Consider the following 21,780-nt stretch of genomic DNA (forward strand, 5'->3'; position numbering starts at 1 on the left):
TAATTTTTAAGTACCCATTCCCTGCACTGTTCTCCAACCTGTTTTAAAAAATTGGTCCCCTTAGCCATTTGCTCCTCTAATAAAGCAAGATTATTAAAATCAACACCTATATAGTGTACACCATTGATTGGCATGACAGGAAGGACACCACTCTATATTAACTAAACATTTTCTTTTTAAAGCAAATCATTTGCCTGAAGAAGGGAATTTTTAAAAGTTGTTTCTTTATGTAGAAATAATTTTGCTTCCTTATATACATATAACTGATTGGCTGTAAAGCATTTGCTTCAAAATCAATATTCACTCTAACTTCTTTATTCTCCTTCAAAGGGAACGGAAGTTCATTTGCATCTAATAGAGCAGCTGGATGTGTGGCAAATGTTGTGTGTGTAGCCATTTCATCAAAGCCAATATTTTTAATAAGATTAACGGCAGGTAAAACTGAATACTTTTTATTCTTTAGCTGATAATAAAGCCAGAAATAATCCCATGTATTTAATGCTCCATCAGAAATACTGTCAAAAATTTTTTTCCAGTATTCAATCCAAGGTTTATCTAGATCAACTGGTGAAAGTTTAAGCCTGCCATATAAAAAAGAGTTTTTATTATCTTCAGTTAATTTATCCCAATCAGGAAGATCATATAAAACTGCTTCTGATGCTCTTCTCCAGGTAGCCCATCCCCAAGCATTAAAATGTCTTGAATAAAAATAAGAAGCTTTATCATACTGATAACCGTAATTGCAACCATTTATAGTAATAACCTCAGGATTGTATCTAAACTTTTCCAGGAGCACTTTACAATACTTAAAAAAAGAAAGAGATGGAAGACAATCATCTTCTAAAATTATTCCTTCTTCTACTTCACTGAAAAACCAGTTAAGAGCTGTACTCACTGCTACTTTACAACCTAAATTTTTATTTCTGAATAAGGTTTTTACTTCACATTCCCAATCGACATCAGTTGCAATTTGGCGGGCAAGAGTACAATTGTTTACTTCTTGTATATTACCTTCACGAGCACCATCTGCGGCAACAAACAAAATCTTAGGTTTGATCTCACGGATTTTTTCAAATACTTTTTTTGTAGTACCGGGACGATTGAAAATCAGAAAAAGTATTGGTGTCTCAAACATAATTAATGTAAAAAGCTAATTAATTAATCTTTAAAAATAAGTCTTTTAAGCTTCCCTAGATTAATTCTTGTTCTTCTGTAAATAGTAACCCAATGAAACCTTGGATAATAAACCGTCATTCCTCTATAAAACTTCGAATAGTAACACGAATAAGAACTAAAAAGATCGTTACCATTCGTTAATAAGTTGCTTCTATAGGTATCAATTACATCTTTCAAATCAGGCCTAGCATCTAATTTTAGTGTTAAATATTCACAAATATTATCAGAATGAACCTTAACGCTACTAAAATGGTAAAATACCAAATCAGTTTTATAATTTACCACATAAGTATTATTCTTCTTTGTCAGCTTTCTCTCATGTAAATTCCACCCAGCCATATTGTAGCCTGGATCTTTTTCAATATACACCGTATTGAAAAATATTGGGGCGAAATTAAGCCACTTCTGATCGTAGAATAGTTGTAGTGTTGAATTATTATAACATTGATCAATGAGTCGTAACTTCCACCAATCAAGGAACCTGAAGGTTTCTTCATGCCTTGAGAGTGCTAAAAAACCTAAATTAAAAACCCCGGTTGCTAAAAAACTTTTTTCATCAATACCATGAGGATGCTCATTACTGGGCGATAAAATCTGAGGTGTAAGTACAATGGAATACTCAGAGAGCCGTTTCTTTAATGGCTCAAGACTTCCAAAAACCATTATATCTGGGTCAAAATATACAATATTATTTACATCTGCCTCTGTTTTAAAAATGTAATCAATAATAAAAGGCTTTACAGCAGTGTTTAATTCAGTTATATTGTATCGAACAATCATGCCTTCGAAGTCAGTTACAGGCACATCCTCTATTTCTACCATTGTAAAAGGAATCCTATCCTTAACATCCTCTTTGCCCTTTAGCTTATCTACCAGATATATCCTGAATCCTACTTCTGGATTTGAATCCTTAAGCGAATTGCCTAATGTTATAGCTTGAGCAAGGTAATTAATAGAACAGATTGTGAACGCTAGATTATTTAACACAATATTTTTAATAATAGTAATTTAAAATAAATTAAAAGTTTAATATATTCAAAGGAATTGCAGTTATACCTAAACCGTTTTAATCAACTTACAAGTTATTTAACAATTTTAAGCTTCCATTAGCTCAAGCACTTCTATTAAACTTGGAATGTCTACTGTTATATTAACGTTATGGGTTTCACTTGTATTACCAATATTTGACAAGTAGTAGTAATTATGATTTAAGTCTGACGCTAACGAAAAATAGCAATTATTATAAGGGTCATTAGCGTTTCTAAGCTCAAGAATCTTTCCGCCTTTTGCCATAAAAAGCATATTAGTTAAACCAGCTCCATGTAGTGAAACCAAATACTTAGTCTGATGCATCAAAGTTAACTGATCCTTAAATTCATAATCTTCAAAATAATGTAACTCATATCCAAATGATTCAAGTAAAGGAACTATAGAATCTTCATTTAATATTTTGCGTTTATTGGCTTTTTTTCTGCTTATATAAATTTTTCTAGTTGGGGCAAGATTGTTCTCCCTCAAAAATTTATCCCTTACTTTATTTATGTAAACCTGGTTATAGTTTCCAGACACAGGTGCAGTATGGGAAGGCAATATTAGTTCAGCTAAATGTACTCGCTGTATAGTGGAGTAGAACTCAACCTGCATATCCAACATTTCAAGCGATTGTAAGATAAATTCTTCTTTCTGATATGCCTTAGGAAGCAAAACAACATGGTTATTTAGTAATTTTTCAGAGGCAATTAATCTTGGAAGAGCATCTGTAAACCAATGAAAATAGCCACTACTCCATGAGTCAATAATCCAGATAGCTTTATCAACTTTCTTAGAGGAACGACATAACATTAGCAGCTTACAAATTTTTTCCTTTATAGAGTCTTTTTGTAAGAGAGCGTGATTTGAATAAAACTTTAATTTATATCTGTTAAATATAGTATTTCTTAATATATCCACATTATTTACCACTTCCACAGTTGTAGGAGTTATTTTAACAGACAGAGCAAATTGAAATAACACCCTGTCTTTTTCTTCAAAATTCCTTGGAAGATTTCTATCTACATTGTACTCTGGATGTGCAATAATCACTATTTAAAAATAATTTAGGCTAGTAAAATAAGATATATTGACGTAATTCATAGAAACACTATCTCGAAACCAGTATGCGTGGTTCGACTTGTTTTGAATTTTTCAACCTGATAAACCGCTTTTCTATCAGGTTCCATGAAAAGTAACCAGCTATTAGCGCAATCGGTATAGTTGCTAATGTTAACTCCAACTGATTAAAGTCAAAAAAATGTAATAAAACTTGTTGTATTACAAATCCATATATATACACTCCATAAGAAAGGTCACCAATCTTACTATTAAGCCCCCCAATCCATTTTGTATTAGCTAAACCTATTGTTAAAATAATGACGGGGAACATAAAAACTTCTAATAGAACATAAATATTATAAGCTATAGCAATCAATGAAACTATAAATAATATACTAGCAAGTTTTCCCTTATTCTTATAAGAATCAAATCTAAATGATGATAACAAAGCACCTGCAGTAAAATAAAGCCCAAAGTCTATCAATGCGAAAGGTCTAAAACCAGTCATCTTATAATTAGTTTGTTGACTTGCTAATATAAATGTATCAGGCTCTATATTAAACTGATTAAACAATACAAATTGTAAAAAATTACTATCATGAAATCTAAGCACATATAACACAATAAATGTCACTGCTAATAAAAGATTAACAATTTGCTTCCTCCTCCTAATAAAGAAGATAGAACTAAGCACTATATAGAAAAGTACCTCATAACGTAAAGTCCAAATTGATGCATTTATGAACACAGGATATGGGTTGTTTTTGATAGTATCTAATATTGTACCTTGAAAAGGTCCGAAGGGCAAAAGGTTGCTAATCACATAAGTATAGGGCTCTTTTGAGAGGGTAAAATAACCAATTGGGCTAAATGTATTGGACAGTAAGGAAAAAAATATCACTGTTAAAACAAGTACTACAAATAACCCTGGGAAAATTCTTAAAACCCTTTTTATGTAATACTCAGACAAGCTTGAGCTGTTATTCAAACTCTGCAAAATTAAATAACCACTTATAGTAAAAAACCCATATAAGCCTATTCTTGAAAAAGTAATCTGTTTATTAGTTAATTGGTACATCCCATCGTTATAGAAAACGCCTGTGAGGGTATATGAATGGGTAATGATAACAAGTATTGCAAACAACAACCTAAGAAAATCGAAATTATTATGGTGAGCTAACATTGTTCAAAACGTAATTGATAAATATAGTTAAATTAACTTCTTCGATAAGAGGCTACTTAGCCAACCTTTAAAAAAGCGAGTGTAGTTATCACCATTAATTACTTCTCCTTTATTGCATCAACAATCAATGAAGTGTATTCAAGTCTCCCACCTATATTACTTTTATCATGTTTGCTTGATCTCTTAACTTTACCAAAAGCTTCATCATATTCGTTGAAATTAAAGTTTCCTCTTTCGTCCCAATACTCCAGAAGTTCTACGGTAAAACCCGCTTTGTTTAAACTTTCAGTAATAGAATGGTAAGTATAAAGTATTTTGTGATCATCAGCACCAGGACCGTTTCCACCCGGCTTTACATACTCAATATATGATGAATTTGGATGTAACCCGTCTGGGACCGCAATACGAAGCCGTCCAAATTGTTTCAGAAATTTAAAAATATTCAAATTTGCTTCATCTGTTTGTACTATGTTAAGGTGCTCCCAAACATGTTCAGCGAAAACCACATCAACCAATCCCTCTTTAAAATAAAATTCCCAATCCTCATACTCCGTTATATCTAAGGTGTCAATGTCAGTAAGAATCCAGTCATCTATAGATATACCTCCGCTACCTACAACTAATTTTAAAGTATCAGAAGACTGTATCTTGCATTTCGTTTTATAGCGGTTAGCTTCTTTACATAAAATGTTATTTTCTTTTTCTAAATATTCTATCCTTAACCTTAAAGCATAATTATTCTTTACCAGCTCTGTCTTAGCGTCAGTATACTTCTTAATCAAGGGAATACTTTTCAATAAAGTCTTTATCATTACTTCTTTAGCTTGGGTGGGAGTAAATTAATTAAAAATTCATGATAAAAATATTTTGCAAAAAGCCGAAAAGGATTTTTATGTTCCTGCTCATAAAAAAGCTTTTTTTGATACAGCTGATTGAAATTCCTTAGTAATATTTCTTTATGCTTCACATGAAAGTATTCCAATACCTTGGCCACTTTGTCGCCTTGATTCGCATTCACAATAACAGAGCCTTCCCTTACCCTATAATCATACAAGACTTCTTGAATGTAGTGAAATTTCCATCCTTTTGCTCCTATCATGATCCATAAATCCCAGTCCTCATGGCCAATCAGCAATCTATTCTCATCGAATCCTCCTACACTGCTCCACGCCTCTCGTCTTACAACTGCACACATGTCTATACAATTCCCTCTGTGCATTGTATACATATCAAATTCATGTGGGGTGAACCTGGGAACTGTAGAATCTCCAAAAAAATTGGGAGCACCATACACCACACCAATTTCTTCATTTGCTTCAAGCACTTTTAGTGCCTTATAGATGTACTCGGGTCTAAGTTTATTATCACTATCCAGAAATAGCAAATACTTAGAATCAGATGCTCTTACTCCTCTATTTCTGGCAGCCGCCGGACCTTTATTTTCCTGGTAAAAAATTTTTATCTTCTGATCTTGCTGTTGCAGTTGCTTCAATAGCACATGCGTAGTACCATCTGTTGAACCGTCATCTACTATGATGATAGTATAGTTACCAGTAAAAGTTTGGTTGTACACGCTCTCTATGGCATCAGTCAAAAAATCTCCTGAATTATAGCAGGGAATAATTATGGAAATTACAGCCTTATCTGACATTTAACAAACGAGTCTTAATAAACATCCTGGTTCTGATTTCAAGATAATATAACCGCTCATAAATTTTTTTGCCATATGTAAGCTTAAACCATGGATACAGAAATACTATTTTATGAAATAAAGGCAATGTGTTAGCATAATTCAGGTATTCGCGCAGCAGTTTATCGTTAAGACTATTATTAGAGAGACTGGAAAATGTTTTGGTATCAGCATGCAGATCAAAAACCCCAAACTCAATTTCTGTACTGCAGATCTTTCTGTTCCGAAAGGCTCTGAGCAGAAACCAGTAGTCCATAGTTTGATGGTTATCCACTGGAAAGTTCCCTGTTTTAAGCTGTACATCTCTTTTATAAAAGTAGCTAACGGGATTAGCAGGAAACTTATGCAACCAGTAATGAGCTATAAATTTATAGTCATCTACAGCATCTCTATATACAACCTCCCCGTTCCAGAGAATTCTGAGCTTCCCGGTTACAATATCAGGCAAAGCAGGACTGTTAAACAATTGTATCACCTCGCTTAACACATCATCCTGATAATAATCATCTGCATTTAAATAGCCGATTACTTCACCGCCTGATAAGGCAAAGGCTTTGTTCATAGCATCAGACTGGCCCTGATCCGGCTCCGAGATCCACTTCAAATGACTATATTTTTTTAATATGTCAACAGTACCATCTGTACTTCCACCGTCAATTACAATATGCTCCCAATCAGCATGTCGCTGCTGTAATACCGATTGAATGGCTCGCTCAATATAGGCTTCAGCATTAAAGCATATTGTAAGTACACTAATTTTCATACTAAAAACTCAGGTATCTTTCTGCAACTACTTTAATTATAAGAATTAAGCAATTATAAAATTTCATTATATAGTTTTAAATAAGCAGATGCCTGTTTTGCTATAGTATACTTCTTCAAGAGATCTTCTCTTATCTGACCTGAATCAAATAAGCTTTTTCTTTCTATAAATATCTGAAGCGCTTCATATAAGGCTTCACCAGTTGTATCCTGAGCAAGCAGGCCATTAAAGTCTGGAATAACAACATCAGGTATGCCTCCAACATTAGTTGCGACAACAGGAGTTCCACATGCTAAAGCTTCCAGCATAACATTGGGAAGGTTATCTTCTCGACTTGGCAAGATAAAGACATCACAGGCGGCATAAACAATAGCCATAAGTTGCTCATCTCGTATAGCACCGAGATAAACAGTATTAGGTTTTGGTGCCGTATCTTGTATACCCACTGCACAAAATAATACCTGATCTTGATCACTGAACTTACTTATAACATCCTGCATCAGATCGAACCCTTTTCTTCTGACACTAAGCCGTTCGCTTACAAACAATGCAATTGTTTTAGCTGCAGGCAACCCCAAAGCTTCTCTTGCAAAACCTTTATTTAATGGCTTGAAAACATTTATATCAACACCATTCGGAATTAGAGTATGTGAAAAGCGATTTAGTATTGATTTATTAGTAGACAGCTGTAATAACCACCTTGACAGCGCCACAACAGACATGCTACGCACAGCTGATAGCGCCACCTCTTTCATATTTAGGTACTTAAGTTCAAGAGCGGCCAAATGAGGGTTTGCTGCAGCATCACCTAGGTAGTGAAAGCCTCCTTGTAGGGGATTCATATCGTGCAGGGTCCACACGATCGGCTTTACATTCTTTGAAAAGAAGGATGGATAATCCAGAAAGTCTGCCACCCAATGCAGGTGCACAATATCGGCTGCCTCGTAAGCCGGGTGCTGCGTAATGTCAAGGTCAGTTATAGGTGAAGTAAAAGCTTCGTAACTACCTTTCGCTTCATCTGCTGAGCCAGTAGTAACATCATTTTTATTTTGTGATCTGTTGACAGCTTTGCTTATGATCTTAGAAAAAATTCTTTTGTATAAAGGGAGTGGCGGCGGCAACGGAGGTGCAGGCTTTTTTAAGAAATTTTCTGTTTCATGGTTTAAGTACAAGAATTCAGAAGCAACCCCTAAAGCTAATAGGCCTTTATGCAGCCGGAAAGCTGCAATGCCTGCACCACCCGTTTTATAGGTAGAAACGTGCAGCACTTTCATTTCTTAAAAGCATAAATGTTTAACTGCATATCCATCCCATTGTATGTATTCAGATGCATGAAGGGTTGTCCCGAAGATAAACCCGGACTATTGATATGATACCTGAAACCATTTCTCTCTAGTATTGCCAATAATGCTGCAAGTTCCTGGCTGCTCTCAACAAAAGAATGATATTCAATAAAAATATTTTGTACAAAGTGTAATTTACCTTCACATTCTGCTAAAACCTTAAGCTCTGCCCCTTCAATATCAATCTTTAGAAAATTGACTTTTTGGGTTATATAAGTGCTGAGTTTTTCAGTCAGAATTTCCACCCTATCTACTATTCCGGATACTTCATTTAAGCTGCCACCATCCGCACCTTCAGAAAAGAATTCCATGCTGGTCTCTTCATCCCATAATGCTCTTTCTTTTAGTACCACATCACTTAGCCCTTGTACATTTGCCTGAAGCACCTGATACACTTTTGGGTCAGGCTCAAATGCCAGAATTTTAGCTTCAGGGAATAAAGTTTTAAAATAATAGATACTTAGACCTATGTTAGCACCACAATCTATAATGTAAGGATTTTTATCAGCACAATTAAAAGCATAAATGTTCTTTTTAAATATCTCATCATACATAAATATAAAGGAGGCACTATCCACAAAACTAAAGCTACCAGTAAGAAGAGATGTCATTCCCTCAATGTATCGTGGAATGTTATTAATTCTTTCTAACTCAAGTTGCTCATCGCTTTTTTTAACTTCCTGGTGTAATCTATTTGGGTATAAAACAGTTCTAATACTTTCTTTAATAGTTCGAGGAATAACACGACCAGCAATTTGCTTCATTTTCATAAGCGCGAAATGATTCAGTTGTTGCAATTGTACAGTAAGCTCCTTTGAATCAGACTTAGATTTTAAAGCGAATACAACTTCACTCGATAGAAGGTCAGCTTCTTTATTTTGTTTTATGTGAGGAGGTGAAGAAATACGTTGAAGTTTTTGATATGGCAAATTACTAAATTTATGCGCTACATCAAACGTATGCGTAGCTCCTGGTCCAAAACCAATATTTGAAACAAGATTAACATTTGGGTATACACACAAACCTTGGTTTAACCAGATACAAAAGGACCATTGATAATCCCAGAAGTCGCACCTGCGTTCCGGATCTTCTTTATGCTTTTCTGTTAAAGACTTATAAAAGCTAACCCAGCTTTTACTTATTTCTTTGGGGAAATAAGCATTCATAGATCTGTAGAGTTTAGCTTTATCAAATGCTAATAAATCGAAATTATACAATTGCCACGCCCGACGCCAGGTTGCCCAGCCCCATACATGGTTATAGGCAGAGTAGAAATAAGTATGTTCGCCCCAACTGTTATCTAAAAAGTTGTTACCGCCAATATGCATTATCTTCGGGTTGTGCTGGTATTTCTCCAGGCAATAAGCTGCATAAGTAAAGAAAGAGGGCGAAGGCAGGCAGTCATCTTCAAGAATTATACCTGCCTCTTCATGATCAAAAAACCATGTTATGGCAGATGACGGAGCTAATCCACATCCCAGATTTTCATCTCTAAAGAGGAATTTCAATTCACAGTCCCAATCAATCCCATTCTTTACAAGTTGCCTGGTTTGGTTACACAATTCGGCCTCTCCTTCCTTACCGGGTCTGGGACCATCGGCAGCCACATAGAGACTACATGGCTTCACAACTCTTATCCTATCCAAGACCTGAAGTGTCGTTTCCGGACGATTGAATATTAAAAGGAGAATGGGTGTGGTGAACATAGAATTAAATATACCACTTCCCATTTACTGCAACCAATCCATGTGTAATGGGACGTATATTATCATAAACATTTCCTTCAATAACAGTAAATGATATAATACTCTCTAATGCATCTATATATTTACCAGCATTGATTATATCGCATGCTAGCTGATATTCACCGGCTTTTAAAGGGCAATGCGTTAATCTAAATTGTATTTTCTGTTTTGATATGATGTCAGCATTAGAAAAAGCTAAGCCATTAAGAAATGTTTGATGGCATACTACAAGATTACCTTGTTTATCAAAGACATTAATAGAAAAATGACTACCTGAAAAATTGTATGCTTTATTAAAAATATCGTAATGTAACTCTATAATAATATCGTCTCCCTGCTTAAATATATCTGTCTCTACATCTCTTTCATCTAGCAGTTTAACGCTACTGAATTTTAATTCACCAGTCCCTGTTCTATCAGATCTTGTAGCCAGATCAGAATTAGTTATTGTTGTATTCTCTTGTATATACTGCTGCACTGTATCGACACTATTGCCCGAAAATATAACTGTACCGTTATGAAGCAATATCCCCTTGTTACACAAACTTTCTATAGAAGACATATTATGACTAACAAACAATACAGTCCTGCCTTCGCCTTTGCTTACATCTTGTATTTTACTTATTGCCTTTTTCTGAAATTCTACATCACCTACTGCAAGCACTTCATCAATAATTAATATATCTGGCTCCAGATGAGCTGCAACTCCGAAAGCTAATCTAACATACATCCCGCTACTGTATCTTTTAACAGGCGTATCTATATAATTTTCTACACCAGCAAAATTTACAATTTCGTCGAATTTGTTCCGGATTTCAGCCTTACTCATCCCCATGATTGCTCCATTCAGAAAAATATTTTCCCTTCCTGAAAGTTCTCCATGAAAGCCTGTACCAACTTCAAGTAGGCTGGCAATCCTGCCTTTCATTTTAAGAGAACCGGTTGTAGGCCCAGTTGTACGAGAAAGAATTTTAAGTAAAGTAGACTTGCCAGCGCCATTTTTACCTATTATTCCCAATACGTCCCCTCGGTTTACTTCAAAGTTTATATCTTTTAAAGCCCATACATAATTAGCAGTAGTTTTCTTTGTCCTGTCATTTACTTCACCAATTGTTAAGAAAGGGTCTTCCTTTCCCATCATTTGGTAACGCCACCTTTTAAAGTCATCTTTTAAGGTGCCTGTACCAACCTGCCCCAGACGGTACTGCTTACTTAAGTTTTGTACTTTGATAACAACGTCACTCATTCGATAATTTAATAAAATGTTCGATACATCTTAAAGCGATCAAACAGTATCCATAAAGTTTCTCTCAACTTTGTTAAAAACAATCATCCCAATGAGCAGCAAAAAAATCATCCAGCAAAAACTGTAAGCTAATGAAAACGCAGAAAACTCGCCCACTCCAAATAACGCGAATTTAAAAGCTTCAACAGGCGCAACAAGAGGATTAAAAACCAGGTATTTTTTTAATGCGGGCTCTACAGATGTGTAAGAGTAGATAATAGGAGTCGCATACATTAGTAACTGCATAACAAAACCTATCAGCATATTTAAGTCACGGTATTTTGTAGTTATAGAAGAAACCAAAATTCCAAAGCCAAAACCAGTACCTGCTAATAGTATTAAAGTAACAGGTATGAAAAATAAACCCCAACCTACACTCGGTTGATAACCTTCTACTAATATAACATAAAAATAAATGATGAGAAAAAAGGAGAATTGAATGCCAAATTTAATTAGACTGGAGATTATACTGGCAATGGGCATGATGAGTCTTGGGAAATAGACTTTACCAAAAATGCCCGCATTATTAAGAAAAGCATTGGAGGAACTACTAAAGCAGCCACTAAAAAAATTCCAAATAGCCAATCCTGCATTATAAAATAAAAACATCGGAACACCATCAGTTGGTAACTCTGCAAGTTTTCCAAACACAAAGATGTATATCAGTGTTCCAAAAATTGGAGAAAAAAAGTGCCAGAGCGGTCCAAAAATTGTCTGCTTGTAAGCACCAACATACTCTCTCCGCACCCAAAGCCAAAGAAGGTCCCGATACCTCCAAACCTCCTTTAATTTTAAATCAAAAAAAGAGGACCTGGGCTCAATGACCAGGTCCCACTTTTCTTCATCTTTCGAATTAGATTGCATTCACAAATCTAACACTTATTCATGGTAATTCAATATGCGGTGGCCACCTTCCAGCAGATAAGTGTCACGCTTAAAGAGGTCAAGGTCAGCCTCCATCATGTCTTTCACAAGGCCAGCCAAATCATATTTTGGAGTCCAGCCAAGTTTTTCTTTCGATTTAGTTGGATCACCAATCAGCAGGTCAACTTCAGTTGGTCTGAAATAGGCTGGGTCAACGGCTACTACTTCTTTGCCGATCTCCACCTGGTATTCCGGGTTGTTGCAGGCAGCGATATAGCCTTTTTCTTCCACGCCTTCTCCTTTGAACTCAACTTCAATGCCTACTTCAGCAAAAGCTAATTTAATGAAATCACGCACTGTAGTGGTAACGCCTGTGGCAATGACAAAATCTTCCGGCTTCTCTTGCTGTAAGATCAACCACATGGCTTCCACATAGTCTTTCGCATGGCCCCAGTCACGTCTGGCATCCAGGTTACCCAGGAAAACACAGTCTTGTAAGCCCATGGCTATTCTGGCAGCAGCTCTGGTAATCTTACGTGTAACGAAAGTTTCTCCTCTGAGTGGTGATTCGTGATTAAACAGGATACCATTGCAGGCAAACATATCATAAGCTTCACGATAGTTTACGGTAATCCAGTAAGCATACATTTTAGCCACGGCATAAGGTGAACGCGGATAGAAAGGCGTTGTTTCGGACTGTGGTACTGCCTGAACTAAGCCATAAAGCTCTGAAGTAGATGCCTGGTAAAGTTTGGTTTTTTTAGTTAACCCCAGAATACGGATAGCCTCCAGAATACGAAGTGTTCCGATACCATCCGCATTGGCGGTATATTCCGGTGTATCAAAACTTACCTTCACGTGGCTCATGGCAGCCAGGTTATATATTTCGTCAGGCTGTGTTTCCTGAATGATGCGGATAAGGTTGGTCGAATCGGTTAAGTCGCCGTAATGCAGCTTAAAGTTGATATTCTTCTCGTGCGGATCCTGGTATAAATGGTCTATACGATCCGTGTTGAATAAGGAGCTACGACGCTTTACGCCGTGAACTTTATAGCCTTTGCTTAATAATAATTCTGCCAGATAAGCTCCGTCCTGGCCTGTAATACCTGTAATTAATGCGGTTTTCATAAAGGTGATTTAAGCTGTTACTAAAGATTTTTGAAAGTCTTGGTAGGCCAGTTCGATGCCTTTCCTTAATTCTGTTTTGTGGTGAAAGCCCAGGCTATGTAATTTGGAAACATCCATTAATTTTCTTGGCGTTCCGTCGGGTTTTGTTGTATCAAAAGTAAGTTCACCTTCAAAACCAACTACATCCTTAATTAAACTTGCAAGTTCTTTAATAGTGATATCTTCACCTGTTCCAATATTGATCAGGCCACGATCACTATAATTGTCCATCAAAAAGATACATGCTTCAGCCAGATCATCCGCAAAAAGGAATTCTCTTCTTGGACTACCAGTGCCCCATACGGTAACAGAAGGTTCATTGTTTTGCTTTGCTTCATGAAACTTACGAATCAATGCCGGTAACACGTGAGAGTTCTCTAAATCATAATTGTCGTTATAGCCAAACAAATTAGTTGGCATAACACTGATAAAGTTATCTCCATACTGATCACGATAAGCTTCACATAGTTTTATACCAGCAATTTTTGCAATGGCATAGGGCTCATTTGTAGCTTCCAGTCCACCGGTTAACAGATACTCTTCTTTTAATGGCTGTGGAGCCATTTTGGGGTAAATGCAGGAGGAGCCTAAAAAAAGCAGTTTTTTTACATTATACGTATGTGAGGCATGAATCACATTGCCTTCAATCATAAGATTGTCATATAAGAATTCAGCTCTGTACGTATTGTTAGCATGAATTCCCCCTACTTTTGCTGCAGCTAAGAAAACATACTCAGGTCTGTTTTCTTCGAAGAAATCAAACACTGCCTGCTGATTTCTTAAATCTAATTCAGATGATGTACTGGTGATAATATTGTTATAGCCGGCTTCTTTTAATTTGCGAGTAATTGCAGAGCCAACCATACCCCTATGCCCAACAACATAGATCTTTGAAGTAATTTCCATAGAATTAAAAAAATTGAAACAGTGTTGAAAACGTCAAATGGAAAAAAGAGTTTTTATATTTGAGTAAATATATTCATCTATATTACAGACTTAGAAAAATATTTACAAAAGAACAAGTATTTTTACAGTATTCCTCTCATTTTCACTAATATTTACTAATAACTATATATTTATTTAAAATAATTTACTTTGCTCTTTTATCAGCCAATTCTCTTCCACCAAGGTTTTGTTTCAGCATCTTCGGCATAGTAGCCATAACCATAGCCGTACCCATAGCCATAACCATAGCCATACTGTGCTTTCTTATAATTTACATCATTAAAGAGTATCGAAAGGTTTTTAACTTTTCCTGATTCGTATTGGCTATGAATGTTGCTGAGAAAGTTTTTAAGGGTATAATTCTGCCGTACCATATAAATATTGGCATCAGCCATTTGCATCAGCTCCATGCCATCCGATATGATGCCAACAGGAGGCGTATCTATCACTATGTAGTCATACATTTGCTTTACATGCTCCATCAGCACTTTAAACCGCTGGCTGAGCAGCAACTCAGATGGATTTGGAGGGATTTCCCCTGAAGGCATAATGTGCAGATGCTCCTGCAGCGTGTGATGCAGCACTGCTTCGATTGGTACTTCTCCGGCTAAATAGTTACTTAAGCCTAACATGCTTTTAACGCCTAATTCTGTATTGTTATTAGGTTTGCGCATATCTGCGTTAATAAGCAGCGTTCTCTCCCCTGAAATAGCCAGAATGTAAGCGAGATTCTTGGCGGCGAAGGTTTTGCCTTCTCCACTGATAGAAGAGGTAATCACAATGATTTTCCCACCCGTTGTCACATTCGAGTTAATCATAAACTTCAGGTTAGACCTTAATGTTCGAAAGGCCTCTGCCAGGGCTGACTTAGGATTAAGCTCTATCAAATGTGAGCTGGATTTGGTATTACGACCAACTAAACCCAGAAGCGGAATACTGGTAAGTCGCTTTAAGTCATCTAAGGTGGTAACTTTATTATTAAAGAACTCCTTGGCAAAAATCAACGCCAACGGAATGGCTATCCCTATAAAAAGAGCGGAGGTATAGTTTTTAGAAGTGGTAGGCGCTATCTGGGCACTTACGGCTGCCTCCGTTATAATGGTCACATCAGAAGTGTTAGCCGCCTTTGCAATTCCTGCTTCTGTTCTTTTTTCCATCAGGAACACATAAAGCTTTTCACTCAGACTGTGGAGCCGCTGTATGTTAATAAATTGTCTTTCTGCTGAAGGAAGACTACTTAAAGTTCTGGAAGCTACCGCAATTTTTTTATTCAGTTCGCGCAGTGCCATCTGGTTTGCAGCAGACAAACTGGACAAGCTTTCAAAGATATTTTTCCTGATTTCATTCAGCTCCTGCCGTTGCACTTTAAGTTGGTTCGCGATCAGGGGGTTTGCCTGAATGTCATTTTGTGTCAGAACTTCTATCTGCGTTTGTTTTTCAACCAGCGCTCCTACCAGTTGGTTCAGAATAGGATCTTCCATTCCAAGATTAGCAGGAACGACAACCTTTTCAAGTTCAATACCTTTCCTGATATAAGCTTCCAGGTATTTAAAGTACTGCTCATTCATTAACAGAGAAGCTTTCTGATCTTCAAGCGTCTGCACATCCTGCACCACTCTCCCACCTTCACTGCTCATTTCCAGGGCACTGTTGCTTCTCTTAAAGTTCTCTAACCTGCTTTCCACAAACGACAAAGAGTCTCCTATCTGCAGCAGCTGTTCATCCAGGAAAGTCAGTGTGTTGGTGGCATTTTTATTTTTGATAGCCAGGTTATTCTCTTGATAGGAAATCATGTGGGCATTCAGAAAATCAATCTCCTTACCCGGATTGGTCCCATACAACTTAAGCGTCAAAACAGATGCATCTCGTCCCAGAGAAGAAACATCCAATGCGCCGGCATAATAAGAGGCCAGTTCATCTAGGTTATTGATTTTAAAAATTACCTGCGGCTGGTCTTTACTGAAGCCGTCGCCAGCGTAGGTGATTTTAAAAGTAAAATTATTTACGACATAGTACCTGCCATTTTCAAAGCTCTTGCCTGCTAATAAGCTATTCCAATAAGTATCTTCAGAGGATAAGGTATAGTGCCTGTTTGGCCTGGCATTGAAATTAAACATAACCCCATAAGGAACATTGGCAGACGCTGAATCGAATTCGACATGAATAGGTGAAGCACCTCCATAAACTTCGGTAAGCTTGATATTACCCTGCAAATAGTAGGAAACGCCAAAATCGATCTTTTTGAGGGTATGCAGCACCAGCGCTTTGGTTTTAAGCACAATCGACTCATTGGTAAGGCTTTTGGCTCCCGGAAAAAACTCTGCCCCATATAAGAGACCTGCAGCCGAAGCACCTTCTTCCACCGGTTCGTTTACCATTACCGATGACTTTACCTCATAAACCGGAATAGTGTAGCGGTTTATAATATAAGCAATAGACACTGTTACAATAACAGCAGCAACAATAAAATACCAGTAGGAAAGGGCCTTTAAAAGTAGTTTCTGTATATCAAGGCCGTTGTCTTGTGGCTTTAAAGCTTTGTTTTCCAATTTAACTGTCGTATAAATATGAAGTTCTAAAAGAACCTGGTAACTAAAACACTGATAGCGGTAATAATGGAGATCGTAAGCCCGATATTAGCCACATAGTTTTCCCGTAAGTTACGAGCCGGCAAGGGGTCAACCACAATCATATCATTCGGCTGAAGAAAAAAGTTCGACTGGCTGATAATGTCATCATCTAAAACACTGAAAGTATAAAGCTTTGCCTGCCCTTCCTCGTATCGGATAAGCTTTATCCTGCTCCTGTTAGAGTAATTGCTGAAACCGCCAGCCATTGCAATTGCTTCCAGCAAGTTCAGATTGTCCTGGTAGGTAACGTACTGCCCCTGCCCGGGCACTTCTCCTAAAACAGTAAACCGGAAGGTAAGCAAGCGAAGAGTAACGGTCGGGTTCTCCAGCATCGGCTTTAAGGCTTCTGTCACTTTAATTCTTGCATCTGGCAGAGAAAGTCCCTGCAGCTTTACTTTTCCAACGACAGGCAAAAGAATATCGCCGGCTGCATCTATTGTATAGCCACTTAACAGCGGATCAGATCCAGTTGCCCCGGCATCTGCATTCAGAAAGTTGAATTCGGTAGCTGTGGTGCTATGCACTTGAAGGGAAACGACATCGCCCGCTTTTAAGGTATACACTTTCTGCTGCAGCGAATAAGTTTTCAGCAAAGCATCGGCCTGGCCCTGGTTAGAAACAGGTGGATTATCCTGCAGGAGCGTGATTTTCTTTTGTGGGACACAAGATCCCAGGATAAAAATCAGCAGCCATACTCCTGTTAATAATAAGCGATTATGCGTCATGTAAGCAATTCAACATGGTTGGGATTTTACCTGCAACAAAAAGCAGGCTAAATTTATTTCATTATGTAAAAATAAAAATAATTCAAAAAGCTTGTTGTTCATCTGCTTTCAGAAAATTAACAGCATTCTACTGCTCAACTTCTTAAGAGCATACATTAAAAGGTGAAATTAATATCTTGGTATAGATTTCACATGGTTTATTCCTAAAATGAGACCTGAATTCCGTTCGTAATGGAATAGATAAAATTCGTTACGGGTACAATTGGCCGGTTCTCGAAGGTGCAGTTAAAGCCTGTGCGCATCGTTAAATGTTTGCTTAGTTGCGTATTAAGGCTGACATCACCACTCACCCTGTTCCGGAAAGCATCGATCAGATGATCGTAACCTGTCTGGAAGTAAACTATTGAATTCAGCCCCACCGCTTCGCTGAACTTTGCCCTGGCACTAAAGTAGTTAGAAGATTTCGGCAGATCAGAGACCCGTACCAGTCCTTCCACTTCCGGATCACGCCACTCTTCCCGCTCCCACATAAAACCTGAACCAACAAAAAAGCTCACCTTATCTGTATGGCGCAAGGTATACCGAACCCCGCCTCCATTTAACAGCCGCATGTTTAAACCCCGTGCATCGTCGTACTGATATTGCGTGTAAAGCTCGTACGTCAGCTTACGGCGGTGCCAGAGGTTTACCCGGAAATGGGTAAATCCATTATTAGCCACCGTATTCCGCTCTTCCCTGGATGTGTAATTGATCAGCACATAATTCAGATTATTAAAAAGCATGTAGGCGTGGTACTTAGAAATGTAAGCGATATCGGCATTCAAGGTTAAACTAAGGTAATTATTTGGGTTATCTTTTCCTGCATTCCGGTTGAACATAGAAAAGTCCACGCCACCTTTCCCTGTCCAGTAATGGGTGGTATCCTTACTAATTCGGGCTCGTTCTATATTCAGGATCTGGCTCTTTACAGTGGTAGACAATAAGATAAACAAAATTGTAAAGAGAAATGTACGAGGCAAGGCAATTGTAAATTTAGCTAAAGCTAGATCAGGTGCATCCATAGAGACAAATATAACCTTTCAGGTGGATTAGTAACAAAACTAAATGCAGCTAAAGCAATACCTATCCGTGACAAGTTTTTCAACGGTGTTGTGCAGCACAGGAAATTTTTACCTGGAGTAAGCGAGGGCAAAGACAGTAGCTAATCTGATTTTGAAAATATGACTTGATATTCCTTTGAAATTTTTCACTACATTAAAGTTTAGGAATGGCTAAGGAAAATTATGAATAACTGGCTTATCTTTCATGGTATAACTTCGTCCTCTTAAAAGAGGTAGGGCATTACGCCATACCTCTTGCAAAACTTATGTGATATTAACGCGAATTTCACCGGTTTTTTCAGGTAAAAGAAAGGCATACTTGTAATACCACGACTTTGTAAGCAAATTGCAGTTCTTCTTTTCAGCCATTATACTATGAGCACATACTCCACCTCAATAATTGACAATACTGCCCGGCATGTACAAAATCTGTTAACAGGAGAAGGATCCGGCCATGACTGGTGGCATATCCGGCGGGTGTGGCGAACAGCAAAAGCATTGGCCGAAGAAGAGCAGGCGGATATGTTTGTAGTGGAACTGGCGGCCCTTTTGCACGACATTGGGGATCATAAATTCCATAACGGGGATGAAACCATGGGGGCAAAACTTTCCCGCGCCTGGATGGAGCAGCAACAGGTGCCCGAAAGTAAGATTGTGCGGGTTTGCCAGGTGATAGATGAAGTTTCTTTCAAAGGTGCCGGAACCTCTTCGGCTGTCAGCTCACTGGAAGCACAGGTTGTGCAGGATGCCGACAGGCTTGATGCCATAGGAGCTATAGGCATTGCAAGGGCCTTTGCTTATGGAGGCCATAAAGGCCGTGAAATGCATAACCCTGCTGTAGCGCCTGTGTTGCATACCAGTTTCGAGGAATACAAGAAAAACAGCGGGCCCACCCTCAACCACTTTTACGAAAAGCTCTTCCTGCTAAAGGACCGTATGCATACAGCTTCTGCCAGAAGACTGGCTGCGAAACGCCACGATTTCATGGATGAGTTTGTTACCCGGTTTCTGGCCGAATGGGATGGGGAGCGATAATATACGATTAAAAATTATTAAAATTCTGAAGGATGGAAATACCCTTACTCACGGATATAGTTATCATTTTAGGGCTTTCAGTAGTCGTAATCCTCATCTTTCAGAAACTGAAGCTGCCCACTATCCTGGGCTTCCTGGCTACGGGCATTATTACGGGTCCGCATGGCCTTAGCCTTATTGCCGATACCCATAACATTGAAATACTGGCAGAGATAGGCGTTATCCTGCTGCTGTTTATTATAGGGATGGAGTTCTCGCTCCGCAATCTGGCACTTATAAAAAGAACAGTACTGGTGGGCGGTACAACCCAGGTTTTCCTGACCATTGGTTTTGTTGCGGCTATACTTTGGGGTACAGGCATGCCACTCACACATGCAACCTTTATTGGTTTCCTGTTTTCCTTAAGTAGTACAGCCATTGTGCTGAAACTATTACAGGACAAAGGTGAAATCAACAGTCCGCACGGTAAAATAGTGCTGGGTGTTTTAATCTTCCAGGACATTATTGTGGTGCCCATGATGCTGGTTACCCCCTTAATGGCCGGGGATTCAGATGATATTCTCACCGAATTGCTGCTCATGGCGCTTAAGGGTGTGTTTGTGATCGTTTTCGTCTTGATCAGTGCGCGCTACCTGGTACCAAAGCTTTTATACTTGGTGGCACAAACCAAAAGCAAAGAACTGTTTATTTTAAGCGTGGTCGTGATCTGCTTCGCTGTTGCCTGGCTGACCTCCTCCCTGGGTCTTTCTCTGGCGCTGGGAGCTTTTATGGCAGGTTTAATTATTTCAGAATCTGAGTACAGCCATCAGGCAACAAGCAATATTCTGCCTTTCCGGGAGATATTTACAAGTTTCTTTTTTGTGTCGATAGGTATGCTCCTCGATGCCAGCTTTATGGTGCAGCACCTGCCGGTAATTTTGCTTTTAACCTTGGCAGCAGCAATTCTCAAATGCCTGGTTGCTTTCACAGCAGCAAAAGTGCTTCATTTTCCTGTCCGTACATCCATGCTGGTAGGTCTGTCGCTCTTCCAGGTAGGTGAATTTGCTTTTATCTTATCGAAAACCGGTATCGAAAGCGGTCTGCTCTCACCAGAGGTTTACCAGTATTTCCTTTCGATCTCGCTGCTCACTATGGCTATTACTCCTTTTATTATTCAGTATTATCACCCTATTTCTTCCAAGATCAGCCTGAAACTGGCTCCACACCAGAAAGAAACCTTACCCCATGAAGAAACGCATCATGATCTGTTGCACGACCTGAACGACCACATCGTGATAATCGGCTACGGGATAAATGGACGTAATGTAGCCAAAGCAGCCAAACATGCGAACATACCTTACATTATTGTTGAGCTAAATGCCATTACCGTAAAAACAGAGCGGGAACAGGGAGAACCTATCCTATATGGTGATGCGGTACATGGCACTATCCTGTCTCACCTGCATATTCTGAAAGCGCGTGTCGTGGTGGTTGCTATTTCAGACCCGGAAGCCACCAGGCGAATTATCGTTAGCATTCGGGAAATAAGTGAGAAGGTACACATTATTGTCAGGACCCGCTTTGTGCAGGAAATGGAAGAGAATTACCGCCTCGGAGCAGATGAAGTTATACCGGAGGAGTTTGAAACTTCTATTGAAATCTTTACCCGGGTTCTTTCCAAATACCTGATGCCACGGGATGAAATCCAGGAGTTCACGAACAGCATCAGGGCCGATAACTATGAAATGCTCCGCAGCCTCACACGCAATGCTAATGCAGTATCGAATATTGGTTTTGACTTACCGGATATAGAGGTTGCCAGCCTTCGGGTGTATACACAAGATGAAACGATTGTAGATAAAACACTGCTGGAAGCGGATTTCAGGCTCAGATTTAACATCACGATCGTAGCCATCAAAAGGGAAAACACTACCCTGCTGGATATTAATGCCAAAACCAAGCTTCGGCAGGGAGACCTGGTTTATGTGGTGGGAAGGCCGGAGGACGTGATGCGCTTTAACAATAACCTGAAATAACAGCACTGGTATTTTACAGAAAG

At 38.4% G+C, this 21,780-nt stretch carries 18 protein-coding genes; 2 read left to right on the forward strand and 16 right to left on the reverse strand.

Annotation, left to right across the window (positions count from 1 at the left end; translation table 11 throughout):
• Positions 1-157: 157 nt before the first annotated feature.
• The 16 genes from C1N53_RS07260 to C1N53_RS07335 form a co-directional block, all read right to left on the reverse strand.
• Entirely contained in the window at positions 158-1,135 is a 978-nt protein-coding gene (locus C1N53_RS07260) for a nucleotide-diphospho-sugar transferase (protein WP_137758677.1), read from the reverse strand.
• A 23-nt stretch (positions 1,136-1,158) separates the two neighbouring features.
• Complete coding sequence (locus C1N53_RS07265; protein ID WP_137758678.1) at positions 1,159-2,163, reverse strand: glycosyltransferase; 1,005 nt, start codon at positions 2,161-2,163, stop codon at positions 1,159-1,161.
• 108 nt (positions 2,164-2,271) lie between these two features.
• Positions 2,272-3,258, reverse strand: a complete 987-nt coding sequence (locus C1N53_RS07270) for a DUF563 domain-containing protein (protein ID WP_137758679.1) — start codon at positions 3,256-3,258, stop codon at positions 2,272-2,274.
• Between the two features lie 58 nt (positions 3,259-3,316).
• Entirely contained in the window at positions 3,317-4,450 is a 1,134-nt protein-coding gene (locus C1N53_RS07275) for an acyltransferase (RefSeq protein WP_137758680.1), read from the reverse strand.
• A 98-nt stretch (positions 4,451-4,548) separates the two neighbouring features.
• Positions 4,549-5,262, reverse strand: a complete 714-nt coding sequence (locus C1N53_RS07280) for a hypothetical protein (RefSeq protein ID WP_137758681.1) — start codon at positions 5,260-5,262, stop codon at positions 4,549-4,551.
• Complete coding sequence (locus tag C1N53_RS07285; RefSeq protein ID WP_137758682.1) at positions 5,262-6,101, reverse strand: glycosyltransferase family A protein; 840 nt, start codon at positions 6,099-6,101, stop codon at positions 5,262-5,264. Before C1N53_RS07285 ends, C1N53_RS07280 begins: the two co-directional genes overlap by 1 nt.
• The gene (locus C1N53_RS07290) at positions 6,091-6,903 is read right to left on the reverse strand and encodes a glycosyltransferase family 2 protein (RefSeq protein WP_137758683.1); all 813 of its coding nucleotides are present in this window, start codon (positions 6,901-6,903) and stop codon (positions 6,091-6,093) included. The genes C1N53_RS07285 and C1N53_RS07290 overlap by 11 nt, the downstream gene beginning before the upstream one ends.
• 53 nt (positions 6,904-6,956) lie before the next feature.
• A complete protein-coding gene (locus C1N53_RS07295; RefSeq protein ID WP_137758684.1) occupies positions 6,957-8,177 on the reverse strand; it encodes a glycosyltransferase in 1,221 nt (406 codons plus the stop codon).
• Positions 8,174-9,853 carry an FkbM family methyltransferase gene (locus C1N53_RS07300; protein ID WP_168193985.1) on the reverse strand — a complete coding sequence of 560 codons (1,680 nt, stop codon included), beginning with the start codon at positions 9,851-9,853 and terminating at the stop codon, positions 8,174-8,176. Before C1N53_RS07300 ends, C1N53_RS07295 begins: the two co-directional genes overlap by 4 nt.
• A 103-nt stretch (positions 9,854-9,956) precedes the next feature.
• Positions 9,957-11,237, reverse strand: coding sequence for an ABC transporter ATP-binding protein (locus tag C1N53_RS07305; protein ID WP_137758686.1), 1,281 nt, complete (start codon positions 11,235-11,237; stop codon positions 9,957-9,959).
• A gap of 39 nt (positions 11,238-11,276) precedes the next feature.
• Positions 11,277-12,140, reverse strand: coding sequence for an ABC transporter permease (locus C1N53_RS07310; RefSeq protein ID WP_137758687.1), 864 nt, complete (start codon positions 12,138-12,140; stop codon positions 11,277-11,279).
• A gap of 15 nt (positions 12,141-12,155) precedes the next feature.
• Positions 12,156-13,268: a GDP-mannose 4,6-dehydratase gene (gene gmd, locus C1N53_RS07315; protein ID WP_137758688.1), complete on the reverse strand. Its 1,113-nt coding sequence runs from the start codon at positions 13,266-13,268 to the stop codon at positions 12,156-12,158.
• A gap of 9 nt (positions 13,269-13,277) precedes the next feature.
• On the reverse strand, positions 13,278-14,213 hold the full coding sequence (locus tag C1N53_RS07320; RefSeq protein ID WP_137758689.1) for a GDP-L-fucose synthase: 936 nt from the start codon (positions 14,211-14,213) through the stop codon (positions 13,278-13,280).
• Positions 14,214-14,413: 200 nt separating this feature from the next.
• Positions 14,414-16,801 carry a tyrosine-protein kinase gene (locus C1N53_RS07325; protein WP_137758690.1) on the reverse strand — a complete coding sequence of 796 codons (2,388 nt, stop codon included), beginning with the start codon at positions 16,799-16,801 and terminating at the stop codon, positions 14,414-14,416.
• Between the two features lie 26 nt (positions 16,802-16,827).
• On the reverse strand, positions 16,828-17,607 hold the full coding sequence (locus C1N53_RS07330) for a polysaccharide biosynthesis/export family protein (RefSeq protein WP_137758691.1): 780 nt from the start codon (positions 17,605-17,607) through the stop codon (positions 16,828-16,830).
• Between the two features lie 203 nt (positions 17,608-17,810).
• On the reverse strand, positions 17,811-18,668 hold the full coding sequence (locus tag C1N53_RS07335; RefSeq protein WP_137758692.1) for a DUF481 domain-containing protein: 858 nt from the start codon (positions 18,666-18,668) through the stop codon (positions 17,811-17,813).
• A gap of 414 nt (positions 18,669-19,082) precedes the next feature.
• Here C1N53_RS07335 and C1N53_RS07340 point away from each other — a divergent pair, with 414 nt between their 5' ends.
• Together C1N53_RS07340 and C1N53_RS07345 are read left to right on the forward strand one after the other, a co-directional pair.
• A complete protein-coding gene (locus C1N53_RS07340; protein ID WP_137758693.1) occupies positions 19,083-19,742 on the forward strand; it encodes an HD domain-containing protein in 660 nt (219 codons plus the stop codon).
• Between the two features lie 32 nt (positions 19,743-19,774).
• Positions 19,775-21,757 carry a monovalent cation:proton antiporter family protein gene (locus C1N53_RS07345; protein ID WP_137758694.1) on the forward strand — a complete coding sequence of 661 codons (1,983 nt, stop codon included), beginning with the start codon at positions 19,775-19,777 and terminating at the stop codon, positions 21,755-21,757.
• Positions 21,758-21,780 lie beyond the last annotated feature (23 nt).

The sequence above is a fragment of the Pontibacter sp. SGAir0037 genome (genome assembly GCF_005491705.1).
GTDB lineage: Bacteria > Bacteroidota > Bacteroidia > Cytophagales > Hymenobacteraceae > Pontibacter.